Here is a 21630-nt window from a genome sequence, read left to right as displayed (position 1 = left end):
CGCTGTCCAGCTTAGCGGCTGGGCACAGTGAGTGTCAGATATCGGGCGCGGTTCGACGGAATCTTACGATTTCGACGATTGCGTCGTCCGGCATGGCCGGGTAGTGGTCGCGGAGGTTCGCACGATAGCGGTCCAGGCCGCCGGGTCGGCTGAGTTCGAGGTCTGCTGCGCTGAGTTCGCTGAGTCGTTCTGCCGTCACCGAGGTGATGCTCACGGGGACGGCACCGTGCTCGGTGCCCTCGAAATAGGCCAGTGCGGAACCCGTGCGATGAGCTTCGTTCCAGCGCACCGTCAGCGTCTTCGTTCCGTTCATGACCGCCTCGCGGTAGCGGGCGTTGAAGCGCAGCAGCCGCATCGGTGCTGCGTCGGGGTGGCGGTAGGCGTGGGGGAGGAGCGCGGGTATCGGCGCGATCGACCGCTCGCCGGTGGCTTTGTCGGGGATCGCCACGAGGGCGTCGGGGTGGAGGTCGAGGATGACCTGCCGGCAGCGTCCGCACGGTGCGAGCAGTCCTCGGTCGTGGTCGCCGACCGCGGCGATGGTGACCAGCGGGCCCGCTCCTGCGGCCGCGGCGCTGCCGATCATCACGAGTTCCGCGCAGGGTCCGCCGGTGAAGTGGTCCACATTGACCCCGGTGTGGATGCGGCCGGTCGTGTCCATCGCGGCCGCGGCGACAGTGTGGTTCGCGTCGGCTCCGAGCGTCCGCGCGAGGTCCTCGGCCGCGGCGATCACGCGCAGTTCGGAGTCGAAGAGATCCATGTCAGCGATCTTAGGCGAGGATTGCCGGATCGGACCGGGACGAGGAGAAGAAATCGCTCACCGAGGCGGCCGGACCACTTCCGCGGCCGGCCTCAGTCCTGCTTTCCGCGACGTCCCATGAGGTAGATGATGAAGCCGACCGCGGCCATGCCCGAGGCGGCGAGGACGAAGACTGGCCAGGAGCTCACGATCGTGGAGATGATGGACTCGCCGAATGAGGTCGCCGGGTGCTGATTGGCCCGCGGGGAGGGTTGGTCGCCGCCGGTGATGAGATCGGAGTCGTCTTTGGGGGCAGGCTCGTCGGGGTTGCGCGGTACCGGGTCGGAGTAGTCCGGTTGGTGTTCGGAGTCCTCGTCTCCGGGCAGCCATTCGTCGCCGGTGGTGCCGGGGATGGTTTCTCGCCCGTCCTGCGAGCCGTTGCCGTTCGAGGGGTCAGGAGTGGTGCCGTTGGCGTCGGACGTGCCGAGCGTGGAGCCGGAACCGTCCTTGTCCGAGTCCTTCTCGTTGTCTTTGCCTGAGTCCTTGTCTTTGTCTTTCCCTGAGTCCGAATCGGATGCAGAGCCTTCGGAATCACTGCTGCCTGATGCCTCGGCCCGCGAACCGGTGTCGGAGTTCGAGTTGCGTCCGTCGGCGTCTTTATCGGACGAGGTGGTCTTGGCCCCAGACGCGTTGTCGTCTCGGGAAGAGTCGCTGGTGGAGGACGAACCATCGTCGGCGCTGGTGCCGTCGGTGTCGGAGGATTTGTCCTCACCGGTGTTGCTGTCGGAAGAGGAACCGTCGGTCTTGCCTGACGGATTCGACGAGTCGTCACCGGCATTCGAGTCCTTTGACGCGGTGAGCTCGCTGTCCGCGTTCGAGTTGTCGTCGGAACCTGCCGTCGAACCGCTGGAAGAGGAGCCGTCGTCGTCGCTGTCGGCACCGCCGGAGTCATCCGGGTACCGCTTTCCTTCGGCGGTGATGGATGTGCCGTCGGCGGTGAAGCTCCACTTCGGGTCGGATTTGAAGCTCGTGAACTTCATGGGTTCGTCAGCGCCTTCGGCCAAGATCTCGCCCTCGGAATTGATCTCAAAGCTCGCGGGGGCGTCTGCCTGAGCCGCAGCCTCGGCGACGGAGCGTCCACTGTCATCGGTGTCCGAATCACTGTGAGCCGAGCGGGTGGAGTCATCGCCCGCCGAGCGCCGCTCCGACTGGACCGGAACGCTGACCGTGTTTCGTCCAGGGTTATCGAAGGCTACGCCGACCCAGCTCTCGGGGAGGCTGCCAGGCTTGTTCTTCGGTTTGGTGACGGTCAGTGTCTTGCTCCCCGGGTGCCACTTCGCTTTCAGCGGTTCATCGGTCTCGCACGGCCCGTCTGTGCCCGGAACCGGCTCGTCTTTTTCAGGGGCCTTGCATGCCGTGTCGTAGTCGGGATCCGGATCGGAACTGCCCCCGGCTTCAGTCTCGCCTTCGACCTCGGTGACCCCGTTGTCGGTGCTGGAGCCCTCGTTCTTCGAGGATCCGGTGTCGGAGCTGCCCTCGTCGGCACCGGAGGAATCGTCCGCATCGGCACTGCTGGCCGCCTCGGTGTCGGCTGTGCCTGCCGCACCTGATTCGGCGGAAGGGGTCGGATCCGGCTCGGCGAATGCGGGGGTGATCGTGCTGGAAACAGGGAGTGCTGCCAGGGCAAACGCAGCGCCGATAGCGGCGATTCTGCGGTTGAACTGGCGTATTGCTGGCACTTCGTTCCTTCGCGGTGGGGATTCCGACTTCATTCGGTCAAGGGGACATGACGGGCAGGCAGGTCGTTGCCATCTTAATATCTTGAACAGATGTGTAAAAGCCTCGGGGGTGATTCGCCGTGGCGTGCTGCCGGGGCGAGGGGCGGCTCAGCGATCGTGAGCCTCCGACTTCTTCGGGTAGGCCCGAACGGTGGAGTCGTCACCGAGCACCAAGGCTTCGTTGCCGTCGTCGACGACTGCAAGCAGGTCGGTGTCGGTCTTGAACGCCTGCTTGCCGGCGAGCAGGCAGGAAGTGCTGGTGTCCATAGTGCAGGGCACGATCGTGCCGCGCGGTTCGGAGAGGTGGATGTCTCGGCTGGAGACGTCCATGAGCAGCAGGCCCGACTGCAGGTCGAAGAGGTAGGGGCCGATGTAGGCGCGTTTGCCGGCTTGACCGCGGACCCACGTCTTCTCGCCGACGATGTCGGTCGTCGTCGTCACGGTCGAGAGGATGGAGCCGTCTTCGAGGGAGTGGACGACGAGCTGGATCCGGTGGCCCGAATTCGTCGAGGCGCCCTGCTCGCCCCACAGGGTGATGGTCTTGCCGTGGCCGGCCGAGATCCAGTCGATGATCTGGAATCCGTCGGCGGGGCGTTCGAGTTTGATGTTGCGTTCGGCACCGGTCTCGATGTTCTTCGCCTTGACCGGGCCGTGCCAGTCGGAGCTGAAGAGCTCATTGTTGTCGATGGCCATCGGGGTCGAACCCGCCTGTGGGGTCGGCACGTTCTCCAAGCCGTCGGCGCCGAAGGTCGACAGCTTGTTGCCGGACTTGATGAGCACGCTCTTGCCGGCCGAGGTGATGCGAGCATCTTTGGGAAGCTGGTAGGACTTCGGCTTCTTGTCGCCGTCGAAGAGCGCCTCGGCGGTGTCGCCGGACTGCCACAGCAGGGCCGGGCGGCCATCGATGATGGTGTCGACGGCGAAGGTCGGAGACTCGTTGATCTTGGCTTTGTAACGCGTCTTGCCCGTATCGGAGTCGAGGACTTCGAGCCTGCCCTTGTCGACGAGGAGGATGCCGCGATCGGAAGCGGTCACCGAAGCGCGATTGGGCACCTTGGCTTCCCAGACGGGGGAGTTGTCGAAGCTCGGCACGACGTCGCGGGTCTTGTCGACGGAGAGTTCTGAGGCCGGATTGACCTGCTGTTCCGAACCGATCGTCTGCGGGGTGTCGTCGGAGTCGACGGGGACGATATTGGGCACGACGAATGCGCCGATCATGAGGATCGCCATGCCGATGAGGACGAGACCCGGAACGGTGATCTTCTTCAGCCGCTGCGGGCGGCTGCGAGAAGAGTGCTTGCGCACCCGGGTCTTCTTCACCTTCGGCGCCGCGGGAGCGGCCGGGCCGGAGAACGGGGTCCCCTGCGGATAGCCGTCATTGTCGGAACTCGGTGGCTCCGTCTGCCCTGCCGCCGCGTCTGCAGATGTGCTCGCGGCCGCCTCGGCGCCGGTGGGGGATTGGTCGGTGGCCACGGTATCGGCTGTCCCGACCTCGGGCTGGGCAGCATCGACACCGGTCGCTGGCTTCGGTGCGGATCCGACTTTGCCATGCGCATCGATGGAGATTTCGGTCTTCTTCTCGCCGTCGTCGATCGTCACGGTCAGGGGAGTGGCGGTCTCTCGTGCATAGTCGCCGAGGTACGAGATGGCCTCCCCGATGTCCGAATAGCGACTCGTCGCCCCGTTGAGGGAGATATAGGTGAACTCGTCTTCAGAGACGGAGATCAACGCACGAGTCATGTACAGGGTTCCTTGGGAGGTTGTCGAGGACAGGGCCGAACCAATCCTAATGAATGTCGAGGACTGCTCCTACCAGTTTTCTGAAACCGTTATACAACGCTACTGAATCGTTGCATGTGAGGAGATCTGCGTCTCATTGTCCGCAATGGGCGGCCCGAGTTTGCCCGCGTCGAGTGGGTGAGGTTAGGATATATCTTGCTGTCTGCACCAGTGGTGCAGCGCATGTGGTGGGTATAGCTCAGCTGGTAGAGCGCCGCGTTGTGGTCGCGGATGTCGCGGGTTCAAGTCCCGTTACTCACCCCGATCGGGAAGCCCCGTGAGCCTTGGGAGATCAAGGATCACGGGGCTTCTTCCGTTCCCGCAGTTCATAATGGTGGACATGACCATCGACTGCTCCCTGACGATCGTCGGCAGCATCAACGCCGATATCACCGCCACCACCTCCCGACTGCCCGCCGCCGGAGAGACCATCGGCGGCGGCCGCCTGAGCCGTTCGCCCGGAGGCAAGGGCGCGAACCAGGCCGCTGCGGCGGCACGCCTCGGTGCGCGCACCCGAATGATCGGCGCGGTCGGTGCCGACGCCGAAGGTCAGGCGATGCTGCAGGCACTGCGCACTGCCGGGGTCGACGTGTCCGATATCGCCGAGGTGGACGCAGAGACCGGGACCGCGCTCATCATCGTCGACGCCGCCGGTGAGAACCAGATCGCCGTGTGTGAGGGCGCGAATGCCCTGGTCGGCCTCGACGGCGTGGAATTCGCGAAGAGTGAGGCCGTGCTCACGCAGCTCGAGATCTCCATGGACCTCATCACCGAACTCGCCGACCGTGTGCCCGGCTTCCTCGCCGTCAACGCCGCACCCGCCCAGCCCCTGCCCGCCGAGGTGGTCGACCGTGCCGATCTCCTCATCGTCAACGAAACCGAATACTCCCTCCTGCCGCAGCTGCAGGAGGCGAAGCTCGTGGCCGTGACCTATGGTGCTCGAGGTTCGGCACTGGTGGCGCGTGGCACGCAGATCGCGTTCGCCGAGGCGGCCCCGGCGATCCCCGTGAGTACCGTGGGAGCCGGGGACGCCTTCTGCGCGGCCCTGACCATCGGGCTGCGGTCCGGGCTCGGTCCCGAGGCGGCGCTGCAGGCGGCGAACGCCGTCGGTTCCGCGGCCGTCGAGGACATCTCAGCACAGCCGGAGTTCGATCGCTTCGAGACGTACCTGCCGGGCCGCGAGCGACCTGGCAGACTGGAATCGGACGAACCCGAGTGACCGTCACGGCCACAGGGACCGCGCCGGCGCAGACCCGCGCACTCCCGACCGCCCTTGAACCATCCCACCCCTCGAGGAGGACCAATGACGAGGACACCCGCCTACGACCCGTCTGTATTCAACGGACTGAGCGCCTTCCCGCTCACCCCGATGCGCGGCGAAGAACTGGATGAGGAGGCCTTCATCGGACTCGTCGAAAGGCTCGTCCTCGCCGGTGTCGACTCGATCACCGCGCTCGGGTCGACAGGGTCGTATGCCTACCTCGACGGGCAGGAGCGCGCCCGAGTCGCGCAGCTGACGGTCGAATCCGCTCTCGACATCCCCGTCCTCGTCGGCGTCGGGGCGCTGCGGACGAGAGACGTGCTGGCCAATGTCGCCTCCGCCGAGGCGGCCGGGGCACAGGGACTTCTCCTCGCTCCCGTGAGCTATCAGCCCCTGACCGACGACGAGGTCTTCGAACTCTTCGGCACCGTTGCGTCCTCCACCGACCTGCCGATCGTCGTCTACGACAATCCGGGCACCACGCACTTCACCTTCTCCACCGAGCTGTACGCCCGCCTGGCCGCGCTCGACGGTGTGGCGTCGATCAAGATCCCGGGGCTCGCACTCTCACCGTCGGGTTGGGACGAGCGCATCGGTGAGATCCGCGCGGCCGTCGGCAATGAGGTGTCGATCGGCATCTCCGGCGACGCGTTCGGCGCCGAGGGGCTCAACGCCGGCTGCGATGCCTGGTACACAGCTGTCGGCGGCACCCTGCCGGAGCCGATGCTCGAGATCACCCGCGCGGCCGAACTCGGCAACGCCGATATCGCGCGTGAGCTCTCCGCCGAACTCCAGCCGCTGTGGGACCTCTTCACCGAGTTCGGCGGCAGCCTGCGAGTGAGCGCAGCCATCGCCGAGCACCTCGGTCTTGTGGGTGCGAACAGTCTGCCTCTGCCGATCCAGGACCTCGACGCGGATGCGAAACTCAAGGTCGCCGAGGTGGCCGACCGCCTCGATCTCGCCTGAGCTCGGTCCGGTCGCGGCCGGGGCGACTCAGTCGATCTTGCCGATGGGTTCGCGCTTCTCGGCCTGGAACTGGTCTTCGGCGCGGCCGCTGGCCCAGTATGCCGAGATCGACAGTGCCTCCCTCGGCACCTCGCGTTCCTTGAGGATCTTCCGGATCGCCTTGACCCTCTCGCGCTCGCCGTGGGCGAAGACCTGCGGGGTGCCCGGCAGCCAGTCGAGTTCCTGCACGCTGCTGATGAGCTCCTCGTACGATTCCACCCACTTCACGTCGATGCCGGCCGGTGCCTCGGGCAGCACACGGTCGGCCGCCTCGGCGACATAGGCGACGATGACACCGCGCGCATCGGCGGGCATCGCCTCGATCGCCGAACTCACTGCGGGAATCGCCGAGTGGTCGGCGATGATGAGGTGCCAGTCGGATTCGGCGGCGGGAGCGTACTTGCCTCCGGCGCCGACGAGGACGAGCGTGTCACCGGGAGCGGCGGCCTTCGCCCACGGACCGGCGATGCCGTCGGCATCGTGGATGACGAAGTCGATGCTCAGCCATTTCTCGTCCACATCGATCTCGCGGATCGTGTAGGTGCGGCGGCTCGGCAGCTTCTCCGGCGCCTGTTCGCGCAGCTCGGTGAGGTCGTAGGGCGGAACGAGACCGTGGGCGGGGTCGGCGAAGAGGAGCTTGACGTACTTGTCGGTCGCATCGTTCGAGGTGATGTTGTCGAAGGTGTCATCTCCGCCGAGGCGGACCCGCACCAGGTTCGGCGTGACCTCGGTGACGTCGAGGACGGTGAGGATCGCCTGCGGGCGGGCCGGTCGGGCAGTGCGTTCGGGTGTGGTCGGTGCGGTCGTCATCAACGGCCTTTCTCCAGCGATTCGGTTAGGCTCACCTTATCAAACACCCTTGTGGTGTCCACGGCCGGGTACGGTCACCGGGAGCGTTCGGCCATCTCCCGGCGGCGGTCGTCACGGATGCGCTTGAGCCCCTTGACGGATTTGAGCGAATCGAGGATCGTCACGCCCGGCAGCGCCGAGTTCGGACCCTTGCACTGCATCATGTCGTCGGGGTCCATGAGCACCACTCGGGTGCCTTCGTCCTCGAGGCGGGACAGGGCCTCGGTGAGCATGGTCCGGGCCACCGAGTTGATCTCGTTGACCCGTCGCAGGTCGAGCACGAACGTGTCCGTGCTCGATTCCGGTTCGTCCATGGCCCGCAGCACGTTCTCCGAACCGCTCCACTGGATGAGTCCCTGCAGGCTGCAGATACGGACTGTCTTGCCCTGACCGTCGACGAAACGGCGGTCGCGGCGGATGATCGAGCGTGCCGGTTCTGGGGCGTCCATGATGTGCAGGCTCAACCGGTCGGAGAGGTCTTGGAAGATCTTCGCCCCCCGCACGCTCGTGCCGTGCTTGTCCAAGCGCGGAGAGAACGTGGAGATGCCGACCTGACCGGGCATGACTCCGAAGACTCCGCCGGAGACGCCGCTCTTGGCGGGGATCCCGATCTCTGTCATCCAGTCGCCGGCGGCGTCGTACATGCCGCAGGTCATCATCACCGCGAGCACCTGCCGGTTGACTCGGGGAGAGAGCACCTGCTCCCCGGTGAGCGGGTTGAGGCCGCCGCCGGCCAGGGTCGAGGCCATGATCGCGAGGTCCTTGACGGTGACGAGGATGGAGCACTGCTCGATGTAGCCGCGGACGACCTCGTCGGGGTCGTCGTAGAAGATGTCGTAGGACCGGAGCATGTTCGCGATCGCGACATTGCGGTAGGCCTCGCGCCATTCGCCGTCGGCGACGTTCTCGTCGATGGTCAGCTCCCGGCCGGCGAAGCGCGAGAGGCCCGCACGGACGATCTCGGTGCGTTCGGCCAGGCTGGCGCCCGGATCGCCGATGATGGAGTGGATGGTCATCGCACCGGCGTTGATCATCGGGTTGAGCGGTTTGCCCGACATCTTGTCGAGTGAGAGCTCGTTGAACTTCTCACCGCTGGGTTCGACGCCGACCTTCTCGAAGACCCCGGCCAAGCCTTCCTGTTCGAGGGCGAGCCCGTAGATGAAGGGCTTCGACATCGACTGGATGGAGAATTCGTGATCGGCGTCCCCGGCGGTGTATTCGATGCCGTCGAGGGTGGAGATGCAGATCGCGAGCTTCTCCGAATCGGCCGCGGCGAGATCCGGGATGTAGTCCGCATTCTCTCCGGACCGATCGGGACGGAAACGGTCGAGCGTCTCATCGAGGAAATCCGGGATGGGCGATCGCATAGCACCTCCTGCAGCAGTTGTGGTTGTCCGCGCGGCCGCGGCCAAGGGATGTTCCAGGTCTGGCACCGGTTGTCGCACCCCCGGCACCGCGCTCGATCATACGGTGGGACCATGACCCGGACCAAGCTGTTCCTCATCGGGCTCGCAGTCTCGGCCGTGGCCGTCATCATCGTCGCCGTCCTCGTCGTCGCGTCGATCATCCGGTACACGGCACCCCGGGGACAGTCCCAGCTCCTGCCCGAGACCGCGCTGACCCCGGTGGAGATCCTCACCGAGGCGGCCCCGTCCACAGACGGCACGCTGACCATCCGTCAGCGGATGAGCTTCGAAACACCGCCCGAAGGCGATGATGCGGTGGGGCTGTGGATCAGCTCCGCCGGTCTGGGGCGGAAGCCGGCCAGTGGCAGCCGTTTGCGGATGATGCCCGAAGCATCCGAGGTCACCGGGGTGGAGCTGAGCACAGAGGAGGGGTCGACCCGGGAGTCGCCGAAGACGGCGGGAGACCTCGACATCGACGTCGAGACGAAACGCGAGGAGGGCTTCGACTACCCCTCGGCTCATTTCTCGTTCCGTCCGCAGGATGCTGACGGGATGCCGACGACATGGGGTGAGGGACGCCACGTCGTCGAGCTCAGCTACGTCCTCGACAAGGTCTTCCTGACGGTGGAAGGGGAGGAGTTCCTCGTTCTTCCCGTGCCCACACTCGGTGCGGGGAGGACGACCACGACGACGCACACGCTGTCGATCGACACCGACGGGCCGCTGTACTGCCCGGTGTCGAATACCGATTTCGACCTCATGAACGACTGCACGGACAACGACTTCGCACAGGTCGATGATGCGCACCCAGACGAGGAGTCGAACACCGACGAGGAGTCGACGCCCCATGATGGCACCGCAGCTCACAGCGGCGATGAGCGAGAGCACAGCAGTCGGCTGATCGTGAGAAGAAGCTACGGCAAGAACATCGACGTCGTCGCGTTCGCACCGCCGGAGGGCATGACCGTGCCTGCGACCCGCCCCTACAGCAGAGGCTGACGGCAATGAGTGAACGACAACTGCGACCTGGCCGACGAACCGGGCCGGGTCTCCGACTCGGATCTGCCCGCCGAACCGGGCGAATGGTGTCCACGCTGCCTGCCCTGATCCTATCGGCGGCCGCAGTCGTGATGATCGTCGTCGGGCTTCTGCCCCGCGGTGCGGATGCGGCCCCGAACCCGATGCGGAGCAAGAAGGCGACGCATACGGTGAGCATCGCCGCCGACGGCAGCTACACGGTGCGGATGGACACGCAGTTCGATCTCGCGCTGCCGACCAGTTGGACGTTCGGTGGTGAGATCTACGACGGGTTCCGTCTGCCCGACACCGAATCCCCGCTGCCGCCCCACCTGCGGGCGGAGTATTCGCAGCCGCAGGGCAGCATCGATTCGGCTCCCGGTGATTCCGGCGTGGACAAGCACCTGCATTCCGTGGACATCGGCTTCTCCACCGGAGAGCTTGATCCCGGGCTCCACAGGGGAGTGCTCGACTACGCGGTCTCCGGTGCCGCGGTCCCGGCGCAGACGGTGCGAGAAGAGAACGGCCCGGAGGCAGAAGATGCGGGCGGGGAGTCGGGCGTGGTCGTGTATTTCCGACCTCTGGACCGGGGTGAGGTCATCATCGAATCCGAGGTGCCGATCACCGGTGTCGACTGTGAGGAGCTGGCGCCGCACGGTCAGCCCTGCGGGGAGAGGGCAGGTGAGAGGTGGACCGTGGACGGTGAGGACCTGCTGCGCGATGGTCAGAGCATCGACGCCGTGCGGATCACGCTCGACGCCGATCCGAGGGAACTGGCCGATCCCGTCATCGATCCCTGACCCGCATGATCACTCCCGGGACGACCTTCGCCGCCGCGGCTCCCCGCTGCCGACCGCGGCCGTCCGCGGCCGGGACCGATCTACCCGAGCCCTCCGGAGAGTCGCGCGTGCAGAGTCTCGGTGTACTCATTCATTCCGACGATCTTCACACTCGTGCCCAAGGCTTCGTATTTCGTCACGATCGCGTCGAGGGCGGCCACGCTCGAGGCATCCCAGACATGCGATTCGCTCATATCGATGACGACCCGGCCGGGATCGAGGACGTAGCGGAACTGGGTGGTGAGATCGTTCGACGACGCGAAGAAGAGCTCGCCGCGGACCGTGTAGTGAGCCGTCGCCTCGGTGACTGTTCGTTCGACGGTGACGAAGTGGGCGACGCGGCGGACGAAGAGCACGCTGGCCACGAAGACGCCGGCGACGACGCCGATGGCGAGGTTGCCGGTGGCGACGACGACCGCGACGGTGGCCACCATGACGAAGGTCTCGGACTTCGGAAGCATCCGCAGAGTGGAGGGACGCACCGAATGCCAGTCGAAGGTGTCGAAGCAGACCATCATCATGATCGCTGCGAGCGCGACCATGGGGATCATGCCGACGATGTCTCCGAGGACGACGACGAAGACGAGCAGGAACGCACCGGCCATGAACGTCGAGATCCGGGTTCGGGCTCCCGAAGCGCGGACGTTGATCATCGTCTGCCCGATCATCGCGCAGCCGCCCATCCCGCCGAAGAGGCCGGAGATCATGTTCGCAGCCCCTTGGCCCCAGGATTCGCGCGTCTTGTTCGAGTGGGTGTCGGTGATCTCGTCGACGAGTTTGGCCGTCATGAGCGATTCCATCAGTCCGACCAGAGCCATCGCCAGGGAGTACGGGGCGATCGTCGACAGAGTCTGCCAGGTCAGCGGCACGTGGGGGATGAAGAGTTCGGGCAGGCTGCGCGGCAGTTCGCCTTGGTCGCTGACGGTGGGGACGTCGATGGCGAAGACGACGGCGATGCCAGTGATGAGCACGATCGTCACCAGCGGAGCGGGCACGACCTTCGTCAGCTTCGGCATGAGGACGAGGACCGCGACGCCGATCGCCAGCAGCGGGTAGACCAGCCACGGCACTCCGATGACATGGGGCAGCTGAGCGGCGAAGACGAGGATGGACAGAGCGTTGACGAACCCGACCATGACGCTGCGGGGGATGAAGCGGATGAGCTTCGCGACACCGGCGACGGCGAGCAGGATCTGGAAGACTCCGGCGAGCATGACGGTGGCGATGAACATGTCCATGCCGTGCTCCCGGGCCACCGGGGCGATGACGAGTGCCACCGCCCCGGTCGCCGCCGAGATCATGGCCGGTCTGCCGCCGAGGAAGGCGATCGAGGTGGCCATGATGAACGCGGAGAACAGGCCGACCTTCGGATCGACTCCGGCGATGATCGAGAACGCGATCGCCTCGGGGATGAGGGCGAGTCCGACGACGAGGCCGGCGAGGACCTCGCGGGTGAGCAGCCGTGGCGAGGTCAGTGCGGTGCGCACGGAGGGATCGGGTCGCCAGCGCGAAGAGTCGTCGTCCGTCGCGGCGGGAAGAGGTGTCGTCATTCCAGGCTGACCCCGGTGCCGTGCAGCCGGACCTTCAGCCCCGCCTCCGTGGCCGTGATGTCGGTGAGTTCGAGTCCGGCGGGCAGGAAATCGAGGTCGATGACGATGTCGGAGATCGCCGAGGTGAGGAACCCGGGCAGCCGGTCGAGGGAGAACTCAGCCGAACCGAGCCGAATCGTCGATGCGTTGACCACGGCACGCCTGCCGTCGGCCTTCGGGTCGATGCCGACGAGCAGATCCTGACCGAACATCGAACCCTTGAGAGCGAGCTCACCGTCGTCGGTGGTGAACTCCATGCCCTCCGGCAGCGAAGCGTGCTCGGCAGCGAGCTCATCGAGGGTGGAGTGGGGCAGGACCGCAGTGGCGTCGACGGTGCCGACGGGCCGCGAGGTGTCGGTGGGCACGTCGTAGAGCTTCGCATCGACATCGGCGAAGTCGACGCCCTCGTAGTTCGCCTCGGCGGCGGTGATGTGCACCGTATCGAGCTTGCCGGCCGCCATCTGGGTGAGCACCGGGAACCCTTCGACCGCCACCTCGGCGTCCCCGTAGGACTCGAGGCTCTTCGCGATGCGCTGCTCGGTCATGTAGTCGACGACCCGATCGGCGGCGATGGCCCCGATGATGAGGGTGAGGACGATGACGATCGCGGAGACGATGATCGTCGTCCGGCGCCGCCGCGGTGGGCGGCCGTTCTGCGGCTGCGGGTATTCGAGGGTTCTGGCCGTAGTCATGGGCTCCATTCTCCCGCACTCGCGTTCGGGCGGCATCCGCCGGTCGCCTGTGCGCACTCATTTACCTGGGACGGTGCCGGCTCTAGGATGACGATATGGAATCCCAGCGCACACAGGACATCAGGACGGTCTCCGCCCGCATCAACTCCTTCCACTCTTCGATCTACTTCTCGTCGACGGTCGGCGCCGAATATGCCGAGCACGGACTCGAACCGGGAGTCGAAGGGAATATGGCAGCCCGCTCGGCACCCCTGGGCCGGGTGAATCCCGGGGTCGTCAGCGCTGCCTACTACAACTATTCGCCGAACTTCGTCGCCGAGATGCTGCCGCGCCTGTGGGAGCGGGTGAGTCCGGAGGAGATGGTCCAGGCCCGCTTCGACGCCGTGAGCGCCTATATGGCCGAACTCTTCGGTGACCGCGACGACATCGCCCTGCTCACCGAGGCGGCCACCCAGATCACCGAAACGCTGACCCCCGTGCTCGCCGCCATGGACTTCTCCGGGCGGACCCTGGCCGCGGCCACCGCCGACGTCATCGGCCGCCACGAGCCTGCCACCGCCTTCGAACGGCTGTGGGACGTGGCCACCGTCGCACGCGAATTCCGCGGTGACGGCCACGTCGCCTCGCTCGTCACCGCCGGTGTTCCCGGCATCGACGCGCTCATGCTCGATGTCGCCACCGGGGCCTCATTCCGCCCGCGTGCCGCGCAGAAGACCCGCGGCTACACCGATGAGGAATGGCAGACCGCACAGTCTCGGCTCGCCGAGGCGGGGCTGATCACCGTGGGCACGGACGACCGCGGGTTCGACCTGCCCGCCATCACCGAGGCGGGACGTGAGCTCAAGGACCAGGTCGAAGCGCTCACCGACGGCACCGTGGCAGCGGCCTGGTCGGTGCTCAGCGATGAGGAGATTGCGGCGCTGCTCTCACCGACGCGGACGCTGATCAAGGTCTTTGCGCAGTCCGGGGCCTTCCCCGCGACGATCTTCGCTCAGCCGGCGAAGAAGGCCGGCTGAGCCGACCCTCCCGCGCCGGGGAGTCTCAGAGCTTCGCGGCGCGCTCGACATGCGAACGGGCGTGTTCGATCGCGGTCGGCAGGTCGTCGAAGAGGTGCTTGTGATGGCGCAGCGCGCCGAGCACCCCGACATGTCGGAACAGTTCGACGTGACCGGTTTTCACGCCCTTGATGAGGACGGTGATTCCGCGGCGTTCGAAGGCACGGACCACCTCGGAGAGGATGCGTGCGCCCGTGGCATCGACGAGTTCGAGCTGGGACATGCGCAGGACCACCACGACCACCTCGTCGAGTTTCGTGACTTCGTCGAAGACCCGGTCCGAGGAGGCGAAGAACAGCGGGCCGTCGAAGCGGACGATGGCGATCGACTGATCCCCGAAGTGCGGGTCCGCCTCATCCTCGACGCGTTCGATCGTCACGCCGGTGGCCCGGGAGAGATTGCGCAGGGCGAAGACCGCGGCGACGACCATGCCGATCCCCACGGCCACGATGAGGTCGAAGGAGATCGTGATGAGTGCGGTGACGATGAAGCCGATGGCATCCGAGCGGGTCGAGAGCATGATCGCGCGCAGCGTCGACAGGTGGATCATCCGCACAGCCGTGACGAAGAGGACTCCGCCGAGGGCGGCGAGCGGGATCTGCCCGACGGGTGCGGCCGCGATGAGGACGATGACGAGCAGGACGAGGGCGTGGACGATCGAGGCCAGACGTGTGCGTCCGCCCGCTCGGATATTGACCGAGGTGCGGGCGATCGCACCGGTGGCGGGCATGCCGCCGAACAGTGAGGAACCGATCGAGGCGATGCCCTGCCCGACGAGTTCCCGGTCCGGATGGTAGGCCCCGGAGTCCGACATCGACGCGGCGACGCGGACCGAGAGCAGCGATTCGATCGCGGCCAGCGCGGCGATGGTTCCGGCCGCCGGCAGCAGTCCTGCGATCTGGGTGAGGTCGATGGAGGGGATCGAGGGAGCCGGCAGCGACTGGGGGATCGTGCCGATCGTGGCCAGGGGGTTGGGGATGAGTGCTGCGAGGACGGTGACGATGATGATGCCCACCAGGGACCCGGGGATCGAGGGGTGGATCTTCGGGGAGACGACCATGCACACGACGACGATGCCCACCGCCGCCAGCGAATAGGGCACATAGGACCAATCGGCCTCGGCGATCAGCTGGGTCGCGGCGACGAGGGCGTTCGTGCTGTGTTCGCCGGGCAGCGATTCCTGCGCCGTGGTGACGAAGGGGACCTGCTGGAGGAAGATGATCGCGGCGATGCCGAGGGTGAATCCCTCGATCACCGGCCACGGGATGAACGACACCGCGCGTCCCAGACGGAGCAGGCCCGCGGCGACGACGATGATGCCGGCGATGAGGGTCACGGCGACGACCGCCGAAGCTCCCTGGCTGGCGACGATGGGCACGAGCACGACCGCCATCGCTCCGGTCGGCCCGGAGATCTGGATGTGAGAGCCGCCGAAGACGGCGGCAAGGAAGCCGGCGACGATGGCGGTGACCAGCCCCTGCTCCGCCGTCAGACCCGAGCTGACGCCGAAGCCGAGGGCCAGCGGCAGGGCCACGATGCCGACGGTGACTCCGGCGAGGAGGTCCTTCGGCCAGGAGCGCGTCGTCTCGCTGTAGTCACGGAACGAGGGAAGCAGCGACCGCGTGTGTCGCAGGACCGATCCCACCCGAGCCGAGGTGCCGTTCGGTGCGCTCACGACTGCGACCCCTTCGCGGCTCCGCCCGCGATCTGCGGCAGGGACCTCGCCTGCGCCAAGCGTCCCTCATCGTCTTCGAGCATCGAGACGAGCAGGGCCCGGGCGACGGCGAGCAGCTGTTCGGTGCGGCGATCGGCGAGGCGGTAGTAGACGTGGCTGGCCCGGCGTTCGGACACCACGAGGCGGTGCCGACGCAGCACTGCCAGATGCTGGGACAGGTGAGAGGCCTCGAGCTCGGTCTCGGACTGCAGATCGGCGACGCTGACTTCGGTCCCGTCGGCAAGGAGTTCGAGGATGCGGATCCGATAGGGATGGGCGAGTCCCTTGAACAGGTTCGCCTTGACCTCGTAGAGGGGGCGCTGACGTTGATCTAATGGCATGATGGAATCATCATGTCACGGACGAGGCCGTGCACGCGAACCGATCTCAGGCTGTGCACTCGAACCGACCTCGGCGGGTGACGGGCCGGAGAACGCGCGGTGCCGCGTCGAACGCGGTCGGAGGGCGGACGGCTCGGGAGTGCTCAGCTGGTGCTGTCTGCGGCGACTTCGGCGGCGATGGCCTTCGCCTCGTCGGAGCTCGGGCCCTCGGCGGAGAACACGGCCTTCCGGTAGTACTGGAGCTCGATGATCGAGTCGATGATGTCACCGAGCGCGCGGTGGCCGCCGTGCTTGGCCGGCGCCTGGAAGTACGCGCGGGGGAACCACTGCTTGCTCAGTTCCTTGATCGAGGAGACGTCGATGATCCGGTAGTGCAGGTGTCCGACGAGTTCGGGCATCTGCTTGGTGAGGAACACCTTGTCGGTGCCCACGGAATTGCCGCCCAGCGGAGCCTTGCCCGACTCAGGGACATGCTTCTTCACGTACTCGAGGACCCGCTGCTGCGCCTCGGCGACGGTCGTGCCGGAGTCGAGCTCGGTGATCAGGCCGGAGGTGGTGTGCATGTTCGTGACGAACTCGTTCATGTTCGCCCGCGCCTCGGCGGAGGGCTTGATGACGATGTCGATGCCGTCGTCGAGGCGATTGAGCTCGAAATCGGTGACGATCGCGGCCACCTCGATGAGTTCGTCTCTGACCTCGTCGAGGCCGGTCATTTCGCAGTCGATCCACACAATTCTGTCGTTGCTCACCCGCCCAGCTTAGGACACGGCAGAGGTTCGGGGCATCTCGGGGCGGTTCCGCGGCCGGCCGGGTTCGGCCTCGGCGACGGTGTCCGAGCGGGTCCGGCCCACCCGATCATGTGAACGTCGACACACACTGAACGTGCGCACAAAGGGGATATCGCGTGTGTGACTTAAACTTGGAGAGTCCCCGAACCAGGGGTGCCATTTTTGCTCGGCTGAGGGAAGGTACGCACGTGCGTTACACAATCGCTGTGATTCTCATGGTGGTGGGTGTCGTCGTCGGTGGCCTCGGCATCCTGCAGAAGACCCTGTGGGCGCCGGAGGATACGATCACTGCCACCGCGCAGGTCGACGCCGACAAACCGGCGGTCATCGTCGACCCCGGGATGCTCAACCTCTACGAAACCCCAGCCACGCTCACGGTCAAGGGCAGCGGTGACCTGACGATCGCCCAGGCCCCGATCGAGAACGTCGAAGCCTGGGCCGGACAGTCCGCCTTTGACCGCGTCACCGGCTTGGCCGAAGACGGAAAGCTCACGACCAAAGCCACCGACGGCGAAGGGAAAGTGCCCGACCCGGCCGGAGCCGATCTGTGGCAGTCCGAAGTCACCGGCACGGATTCGGTGGAGCTCGAATGGAACGACGAAGCCAACCGCACCGGCTTCCTCATCGCCGGCAGCGGTGAGCCCGGACAGGTCACTTCCGTCACCCTCGAATGGCCCAACCACGCCGAGACCCCGTGGGCGATCCCGCTGATGATCATCGGCGGCGTCTCCTTCGTCGGCGGCGTCGTCCTGCTCTTCTTCGGCATGAACAAGACGAAGAAGGAGGCGAATCGTCGCAAGGCACGCCAGGAGCGTCGCCGCAAGCTCGCCGAATACGGCACCGCCTTCGCCATCGTCCCCGTGCTCGCGCTCAGCGCCTGCGGGCCCGAAGAGCTGCCGAAGCCCGAACCCTCCGAAGCGCCGAGCTCGGCGGCCGCAGGCATCACCGACGATCAGGCAAAGCGGATCCTCGACGCGGTGGCCGACGACGTCAAGACCGCAGACAAGAAGACCGACAAGAAGGCACTGGCCCAGCGTGCCGCGGGTCCCGCGCTCAAACAGCGCGAAGATCTGTACACAGTGAAGAAGGACGTCGACGATCAGAAGCTGCCGCCGGCGGTGGCCAGCGAGGAGATCGTGGCGAACTACACCTCGGCCACCGATGCCTGGCCGCGGGTGACGAGCCTGATCACCTCGGCCGGAGGCAATTCTCAGCTGCTCGTCCTCACTCAGGAGGACCCGCGCAGCGACTACAAGCTCTGGTCGCAGACCCAGTTGGTCTCGGGCACGAAGCTGCCCGAGCTGCCCGATTCCCGGCAGGGCGCGAAGATGCTCGAACCCGGTGCCAAGGGTTTCGTCGCAACCCCGGAGAAGGCCGTGGCCGATTATGCGAAGGCGCTCGGCAGCGGAGCGGATTCGAAGGAAGCGAAGAAGTTCGCAGGCGACGATTTCGCGAAGTCGATCTGGAAGAACCAGAAGGAGCAGAAAGCCAGCGCCGAATCGGGCAAGGCCGAGGTGAAGTACAAGTACGCTCCGGGCAAGGAACTCGTCGCTCAGGGCACGGCCGGTGACGCCGCCATCGTCACCGGTGTCGTCGAGGCCGAATCGACCATCAGCCCCGAGTCGAAGGACGGCCGCACCGGCACCCTGACCCTGTCCTCGCCGCAGAAGGAGCTGCTGGGCTCGTCGTCGACGCAGAAGCCGGTGACGACGAAGACCACCCAGGTGCTCACCTTCCTCGTGCCCAAGGACGGGAAGATCAAGCTCGTCGGCGGCCTCGAGACCCTCGCCGGGGCAGAGGAAGGCTGAGCGACCGATTCGGCACCGCCGCGGCCCTCCGTTGAGGAAATAGCCGCGGGCACACCGGTGTTGATACGTTCTGTTGGATAATCATGGACCAGGTGCGGGGCGGAATCAGCGGCTCCCACCGATCGCGTCACAAAGGAGACCACGTGTCAATGGATCCCTCGCAGGGCAGCGCGCAGCAGAATCAGGGCCTCGACCTGTCTGCGGTGCGCGGGAAGAACCTGCCTCATGAACAGACCGGCCAGGCCGGACACGCGCCCGCTGGTGCCGGAGCTCCCGGCGGTGCGGCCGGCGGGCAGGACCCGAATGCGGTCGCCGTTCCGTCCCTGATCTTCGACGTCGACGAGGCGAGCTTCAACGGCGTCGTTGCGATCTCCGACCGTGTGCCCGTCGTCATCGACCTGTGGGCCGAATGGTGCGAACCGTGCAAGCAGCTGTCGCCGATCCTCGAACGCGTCATCGCCTCCTACGGCGGGCGTCTGGTTCTGGCCAAGGTCGATGTCGATGCGAACCCGCGTCTGCAGCAGGCCTTCGGCGTGCAGTCGATCCCCTCGGTGGTCGCTCTCGTCAAGGGCCAGCCCGTGCCTCTGTTCCAGAGTGCCCTGCCCGAACCGCAGGTCACGGCCTACTTCGATGAGCTGCTCAAGCTCGCCGGAGAGAACGGAGTCACCGGCCATGCCGTCGCCGACGGTGCCGAACCCGAACCGGCAGGTCCCGCCCACCCGGAGGCCGAAGAGGCCCTGGCCAAGGGGGACTTCGACACCGCGGAGAACCTGTTCAAGGCCGCTCTCGCGTCGTCGCCGGCCGATGAGGAGGCGAAGTTCGGACTCGCCCATGCGAGCCTGGGTCGGCGCCTCATCGACAAGGAGCCGGCAGAGCTCATCGCCGCCGCCGATGCGAACCCGACCGATGTCGAGGCCGCGAAGGCCGCGGCCGATGCCGAGGTCGTCAGCGGCAATGCCGCGGGCGCGTTCACCCGTCTCATCGGTCTCATCCGCACCACCGCGGGTGACGAGAAGGAATCCCTGCGCCTGCGCGTCCTCGAACTCTTCGAAGTCCTCAGTGCCGACGATCCAGCCGTGACCAAGGCACGGACCGCACTCATGAGGGCATTGTTCTGATCCAGCGAATCCGACTCATCACTGCCATCCTCTTCGGCGTTGCGGCGCTCACGCTCGCCGGATTGGTCATCTCCGCGCTCTCGGTCGTCGGCACCGACGAGATCACCGAGACCCCGGCCTTCAAGGTCAAGGACGGAGCCTATGCCGTCGTCCTCGACGAGGCGATCGTGCCCTATTCGGGTTCGAGCGTGACCGTGACGGCGAAGAACTCGAAGGGGACCGAGCTGTTCGTCGGCACCGCCAACGGGGTCGACGCGGACAGCTACCTCGACGGGGTGGCGCAGGAGCAGATCAGTGATGTGTCCTTCCCGAACGCCACCGATCATCGGTTCATTCCCGGGGATGCGAAGCCCGAGGCCGAGATCGCCGATCGGGATTGGTGGATCAGCCAGGATACGGGGAAGACGGTCGCGAAGACCTTCAACCTCGAGGCCGAGCCGCAGGTGCTCGTCATCGCTCCGGCGAATTCCGATGACAGTCTCGACGGCACGACGGTGAGCCTGGAGATGCGTGTCAACGGTGTGCTCGGACTCAGCCTGCTCGGCCTCGCCGGCGGGATCATCTTCGCCGGATTCGCTCTGTTCTTCTTCCTCCGCTGGTGGCAGGCGCGCATCCGCCCGCCGAAGAAGAACCACGACAGCTCCACCGGCGGTGGAGGCGGGAACGGGCCGGCACGAGACGAGGATCGGGACCACCGCTCCGGCCCCGATGCTGACCATCGCTCCGGCGGGACCGAGACCGACCGTTCCGGTCCGGCGACTCAGCCGATCTCGACCGTGCAGCCGGGCACGGCCGCCGGGCCACCGCCTCGGCGACGGGACCTGCGCAACCGAAGGTCGTTCACGGCCGTCACAGCCGGGCTGGTCGGCACCGGGCTCGTGCTCAGCGGATGCGCGAGCATGCCCATCGCCAAGCCGAGCAGCCCCGACATCACCCCATACGAACGCCCCGCGCTGCGGGCCGGGGAAGCCGGGAAGTTCATGACGAACTACACCGAGGCGCTCGATAAGACGCTCGGTGACAAGGGCACGGACCTCGACGCGATCCAGGCCGCCCCGCTCATCGACCAGACGCAGGCCCAGATCCAGATCGCGGAGAAGGCCAAGCAGAAGCTGCGCGCTCCGAACTTCACCGAGGTCGTCGCCGCCAGCCCGAGCTTCACGAAGTACCCGATGTGGTTCTACGCCTTCGGCACCGCGGACAAGAAGTCCACCGACGGTGACAAACAGCTCACGCAGGTGATGCTTGTGACGCGGGACTCGGCATCGACTGAGCCGCTCGTGCGTTCCGCATCCTATATTCCGGCCGAGCAGATGCCCACGCTCATGGCCGACGGGCAGGGAGCCGTGAAGCCGGGCCCCGAGGCCTTCGATGAGGAGATGACGACCGCGGCCGATGATGTCGCGTCCTACCTCGTCGACGGCAAGGCGAAATCCGGCACCCCCGATGGCCTCAAGGAGGGCGGTTTCAAGGGATTCCGCGACTACCTCGGCACACTGCGCGACAAGGACTCCGGCTTCGACAAGGTCGACGTGGACTGCAAGCCCTATGCGGATCTTGACTTCGAAGACATGACACTGAGCACGGAGAACGGTGCGATCGGCATGGGTGAGGTCCGCTGCACGCTGACGATCAAGGTTCCCACCGATTACTCAATCGACCTCGGCGACACCGTCGAAGCCGTGAAGACCAATGACAAGGACGGCGACACCGTCAAGGTCGACACCGCGCACCCCTACGTGCTCATGGAGACCGGAGACGACGTCACGGCCATCGCCACCGACTGGAATGTGCTGTCCTCCCGCGTGGAATGATCCCGAGGCGGCCAGTTACCGGGAGTGTTCAGTCCCGGTGC

At 66.2% G+C, this 21630-nt stretch carries 18 protein-coding genes and 1 tRNA gene; 9 read left to right on the top strand and 10 right to left on the bottom strand.

Annotated elements, in window-relative coordinates; genetic code table 11:
- Positions 1–34: 34 nt before the first annotated feature.
- From ACPUD7_RS01275 to ACPUD7_RS01265, 3 genes are all read right to left on the bottom strand, one after another.
- Positions 35–757, bottom strand: coding sequence for an ASCH domain-containing protein (locus ACPUD7_RS01275; RefSeq protein WP_425118860.1), 723 nt, complete (start codon positions 755–757; stop codon positions 35–37).
- Between the two features lie 92 nt (positions 758–849).
- Positions 850–2475 (bottom strand): hypothetical protein, encoded by a 1626-nt coding sequence (locus tag ACPUD7_RS01270; protein WP_425118859.1) that lies wholly within the window; start codon positions 2473–2475, stop codon positions 850–852.
- Between the two features lie 147 nt (positions 2476–2622).
- Positions 2623–4254 (bottom strand): hypothetical protein, encoded by a 1632-nt coding sequence (locus ACPUD7_RS01265; RefSeq protein WP_425118858.1) that lies wholly within the window; start codon positions 4252–4254, stop codon positions 2623–2625.
- A gap of 227 nt (positions 4255–4481) precedes the next feature.
- On the opposite strand from ACPUD7_RS01265, the gene ACPUD7_RS01260 reads away from it, so the two are divergent.
- The 3 genes from ACPUD7_RS01260 to ACPUD7_RS01250 all read left to right on the top strand — a co-directional run bounded on the left by ACPUD7_RS01260 (position 4482) and on the right by ACPUD7_RS01250 (position 6520).
- A tRNA-His gene (locus ACPUD7_RS01260) sits at positions 4482–4554 on the top strand.
- 79 nt (positions 4555–4633) lie between these two features.
- Positions 4634–5512 carry a ribokinase gene (locus ACPUD7_RS01255; RefSeq protein ID WP_425118857.1) on the top strand — a complete coding sequence of 293 codons (879 nt, stop codon included), beginning with the start codon at positions 4634–4636 and terminating at the stop codon, positions 5510–5512.
- Positions 5513–5596: 84 nt separating this feature from the next.
- Positions 5597–6520 (top strand): dihydrodipicolinate synthase family protein, encoded by a 924-nt coding sequence (locus ACPUD7_RS01250; protein ID WP_425118856.1) that lies wholly within the window; start codon positions 5597–5599, stop codon positions 6518–6520.
- 27 nt (positions 6521–6547) lie between these two features.
- Here ACPUD7_RS01250 and ACPUD7_RS01245 read toward each other — a convergent pair whose 3' ends face one another.
- Positions 6548–7369, bottom strand: a complete 822-nt coding sequence (locus ACPUD7_RS01245) for a siderophore-interacting protein (RefSeq protein WP_425118855.1) — start codon at positions 7367–7369, stop codon at positions 6548–6550.
- Between the two features lie 74 nt (positions 7370–7443).
- Positions 7444–8775 carry a glutaminase gene (locus tag ACPUD7_RS01240; protein ID WP_135539636.1) on the bottom strand — a complete coding sequence of 444 codons (1332 nt, stop codon included), beginning with the start codon at positions 8773–8775 and terminating at the stop codon, positions 7444–7446.
- A gap of 111 nt (positions 8776–8886) precedes the next feature.
- Between ACPUD7_RS01240 and ACPUD7_RS01235 the strand changes: the two genes are divergently transcribed.
- On the top strand, positions 8887–9813 hold the full coding sequence (locus tag ACPUD7_RS01235) for a hypothetical protein (protein WP_425118854.1): 927 nt from the start codon (positions 8887–8889) through the stop codon (positions 9811–9813).
- 83 nt (positions 9814–9896) lie between these two features.
- Complete coding sequence (locus ACPUD7_RS01230) at positions 9897–10631, top strand: hypothetical protein (protein ID WP_425118853.1); 735 nt, start codon at positions 9897–9899, stop codon at positions 10629–10631.
- Positions 10632–10711: 80 nt separating this feature from the next.
- Here the strand turns inward: ACPUD7_RS01230 and ACPUD7_RS01225 are convergent, their stop codons facing one another.
- Together ACPUD7_RS01225 and ACPUD7_RS01220 are read right to left on the bottom strand one after the other, a co-directional pair.
- On the bottom strand, positions 10712–12220 hold the full coding sequence (locus ACPUD7_RS01225; protein ID WP_425118852.1) for a SulP family inorganic anion transporter: 1509 nt from the start codon (positions 12218–12220) through the stop codon (positions 10712–10714).
- Positions 12217–12951 carry a DUF2993 domain-containing protein gene (locus ACPUD7_RS01220; RefSeq protein WP_135539628.1) on the bottom strand — a complete coding sequence of 245 codons (735 nt, stop codon included), beginning with the start codon at positions 12949–12951 and terminating at the stop codon, positions 12217–12219. The genes ACPUD7_RS01225 and ACPUD7_RS01220 overlap by 4 nt, the downstream gene beginning before the upstream one ends.
- Positions 12952–13046: 95 nt before the next feature.
- Between ACPUD7_RS01220 and ACPUD7_RS01215 the strand changes: the two genes are divergently transcribed.
- On the top strand, positions 13047–13967 hold the full coding sequence (locus tag ACPUD7_RS01215) for an SCO6745 family protein (protein ID WP_135539626.1): 921 nt from the start codon (positions 13047–13049) through the stop codon (positions 13965–13967).
- A gap of 25 nt (positions 13968–13992) precedes the next feature.
- On the opposite strand, the gene ACPUD7_RS01210 is transcribed toward ACPUD7_RS01215, so the two are convergent.
- From ACPUD7_RS01210 to orn, 3 genes are all read right to left on the bottom strand, one after another.
- Complete coding sequence (locus tag ACPUD7_RS01210) at positions 13993–15681, bottom strand: SulP family inorganic anion transporter (protein WP_425118851.1); 1689 nt, start codon at positions 15679–15681, stop codon at positions 13993–13995.
- Complete coding sequence (locus ACPUD7_RS01205; protein ID WP_135539623.1) at positions 15678–16061, bottom strand: ArsR/SmtB family transcription factor; 384 nt, start codon at positions 16059–16061, stop codon at positions 15678–15680. Before ACPUD7_RS01205 ends, ACPUD7_RS01210 begins: the two co-directional genes overlap by 4 nt.
- 143 nt (positions 16062–16204) lie before the next feature.
- On the bottom strand, positions 16205–16810 hold the full coding sequence (gene orn / locus ACPUD7_RS01200) for an oligoribonuclease (RefSeq protein ID WP_276606433.1): 606 nt from the start codon (positions 16808–16810) through the stop codon (positions 16205–16207).
- A gap of 227 nt (positions 16811–17037) precedes the next feature.
- Here orn and ACPUD7_RS01195 point away from each other — a divergent pair, with 227 nt between their 5' ends.
- From ACPUD7_RS01195 to ACPUD7_RS01185, 3 genes are all read left to right on the top strand, one after another.
- Complete coding sequence (locus ACPUD7_RS01195; protein ID WP_135539621.1) at positions 17038–18657, top strand: hypothetical protein; 1620 nt, start codon at positions 17038–17040, stop codon at positions 18655–18657.
- Positions 18658–18806: 149 nt separating this feature from the next.
- A complete protein-coding gene (locus tag ACPUD7_RS01190; protein WP_425118895.1) occupies positions 18807–19775 on the top strand; it encodes a tetratricopeptide repeat protein in 969 nt (322 codons plus the stop codon).
- 62 nt (positions 19776–19837) lie between these two features.
- Positions 19838–21589 (top strand): hypothetical protein, encoded by a 1752-nt coding sequence (locus ACPUD7_RS01185; RefSeq protein WP_240689768.1) that lies wholly within the window; start codon positions 19838–19840, stop codon positions 21587–21589.
- Positions 21590–21630: the final 41 nt, after the last annotated feature.

The sequence above is a fragment of the Brevibacterium sp. FAM 24630 genome, assembly GCF_049804075.1.
Classification (GTDB): domain Bacteria; phylum Actinomycetota; class Actinomycetes; order Actinomycetales; family Brevibacteriaceae; genus Brevibacterium.
This window is presented reverse-complemented; position numbering and strand designations above follow the sequence as displayed.

Excerpts from the sequence above, each read along its gene's own strand:
- ACPUD7_RS01190 (WP_425118895.1), top strand. The coding sequence starts at position 18,807 with ATGGATCCCTCGCAGGGCAGCGCGCAGCAGAATCAGGGCCTCGACCTG.
- ACPUD7_RS01265 (WP_425118858.1), bottom strand. The coding sequence starts at position 4,254 with ATGACTCGTGCGTTGATCTCCGTCTCTGAAGACGAGTTCACCTATATC.
- ACPUD7_RS01225 (WP_425118852.1), bottom strand. The coding sequence starts at position 12,220 with ATGACGACACCTCTTCCCGCCGCGACGGACGACGACTCTTCGCGCTGG.
- ACPUD7_RS01235 (WP_425118854.1), top strand. The coding sequence starts at position 8,887 with ATGACCCGGACCAAGCTGTTCCTCATCGGGCTCGCAGTCTCGGCCGTG.
- ACPUD7_RS01220 (WP_135539628.1), bottom strand. The coding sequence starts at position 12,951 with ATGACTACGGCCAGAACCCTCGAATACCCGCAGCCGCAGAACGGCCGC.
- ACPUD7_RS01205 (WP_135539623.1), bottom strand. The coding sequence starts at position 16,061 with ATGCCATTAGATCAACGTCAGCGCCCCCTCTACGAGGTCAAGGCGAAC.
- ACPUD7_RS01245 (WP_425118855.1), bottom strand. The coding sequence starts at position 7,369 with ATGACGACCGCACCGACCACACCCGAACGCACTGCCCGACCGGCCCGC.
- ACPUD7_RS01240 (WP_135539636.1), bottom strand. The coding sequence starts at position 8,775 with ATGCGATCGCCCATCCCGGATTTCCTCGATGAGACGCTCGACCGTTTC.
- ACPUD7_RS01275 (WP_425118860.1), bottom strand. The coding sequence starts at position 757 with ATGGATCTCTTCGACTCCGAACTGCGCGTGATCGCCGCGGCCGAGGAC.
- ACPUD7_RS01250 (WP_425118856.1), top strand. The coding sequence starts at position 5,597 with ATGACGAGGACACCCGCCTACGACCCGTCTGTATTCAACGGACTGAGC.
- ACPUD7_RS01230 (WP_425118853.1), top strand. The coding sequence starts at position 9,897 with ATGGTGTCCACGCTGCCTGCCCTGATCCTATCGGCGGCCGCAGTCGTG.
- ACPUD7_RS01215 (WP_135539626.1), top strand. The coding sequence starts at position 13,047 with ATGGAATCCCAGCGCACACAGGACATCAGGACGGTCTCCGCCCGCATC.
- ACPUD7_RS01255 (WP_425118857.1), top strand. The coding sequence starts at position 4,634 with ATGACCATCGACTGCTCCCTGACGATCGTCGGCAGCATCAACGCCGAT.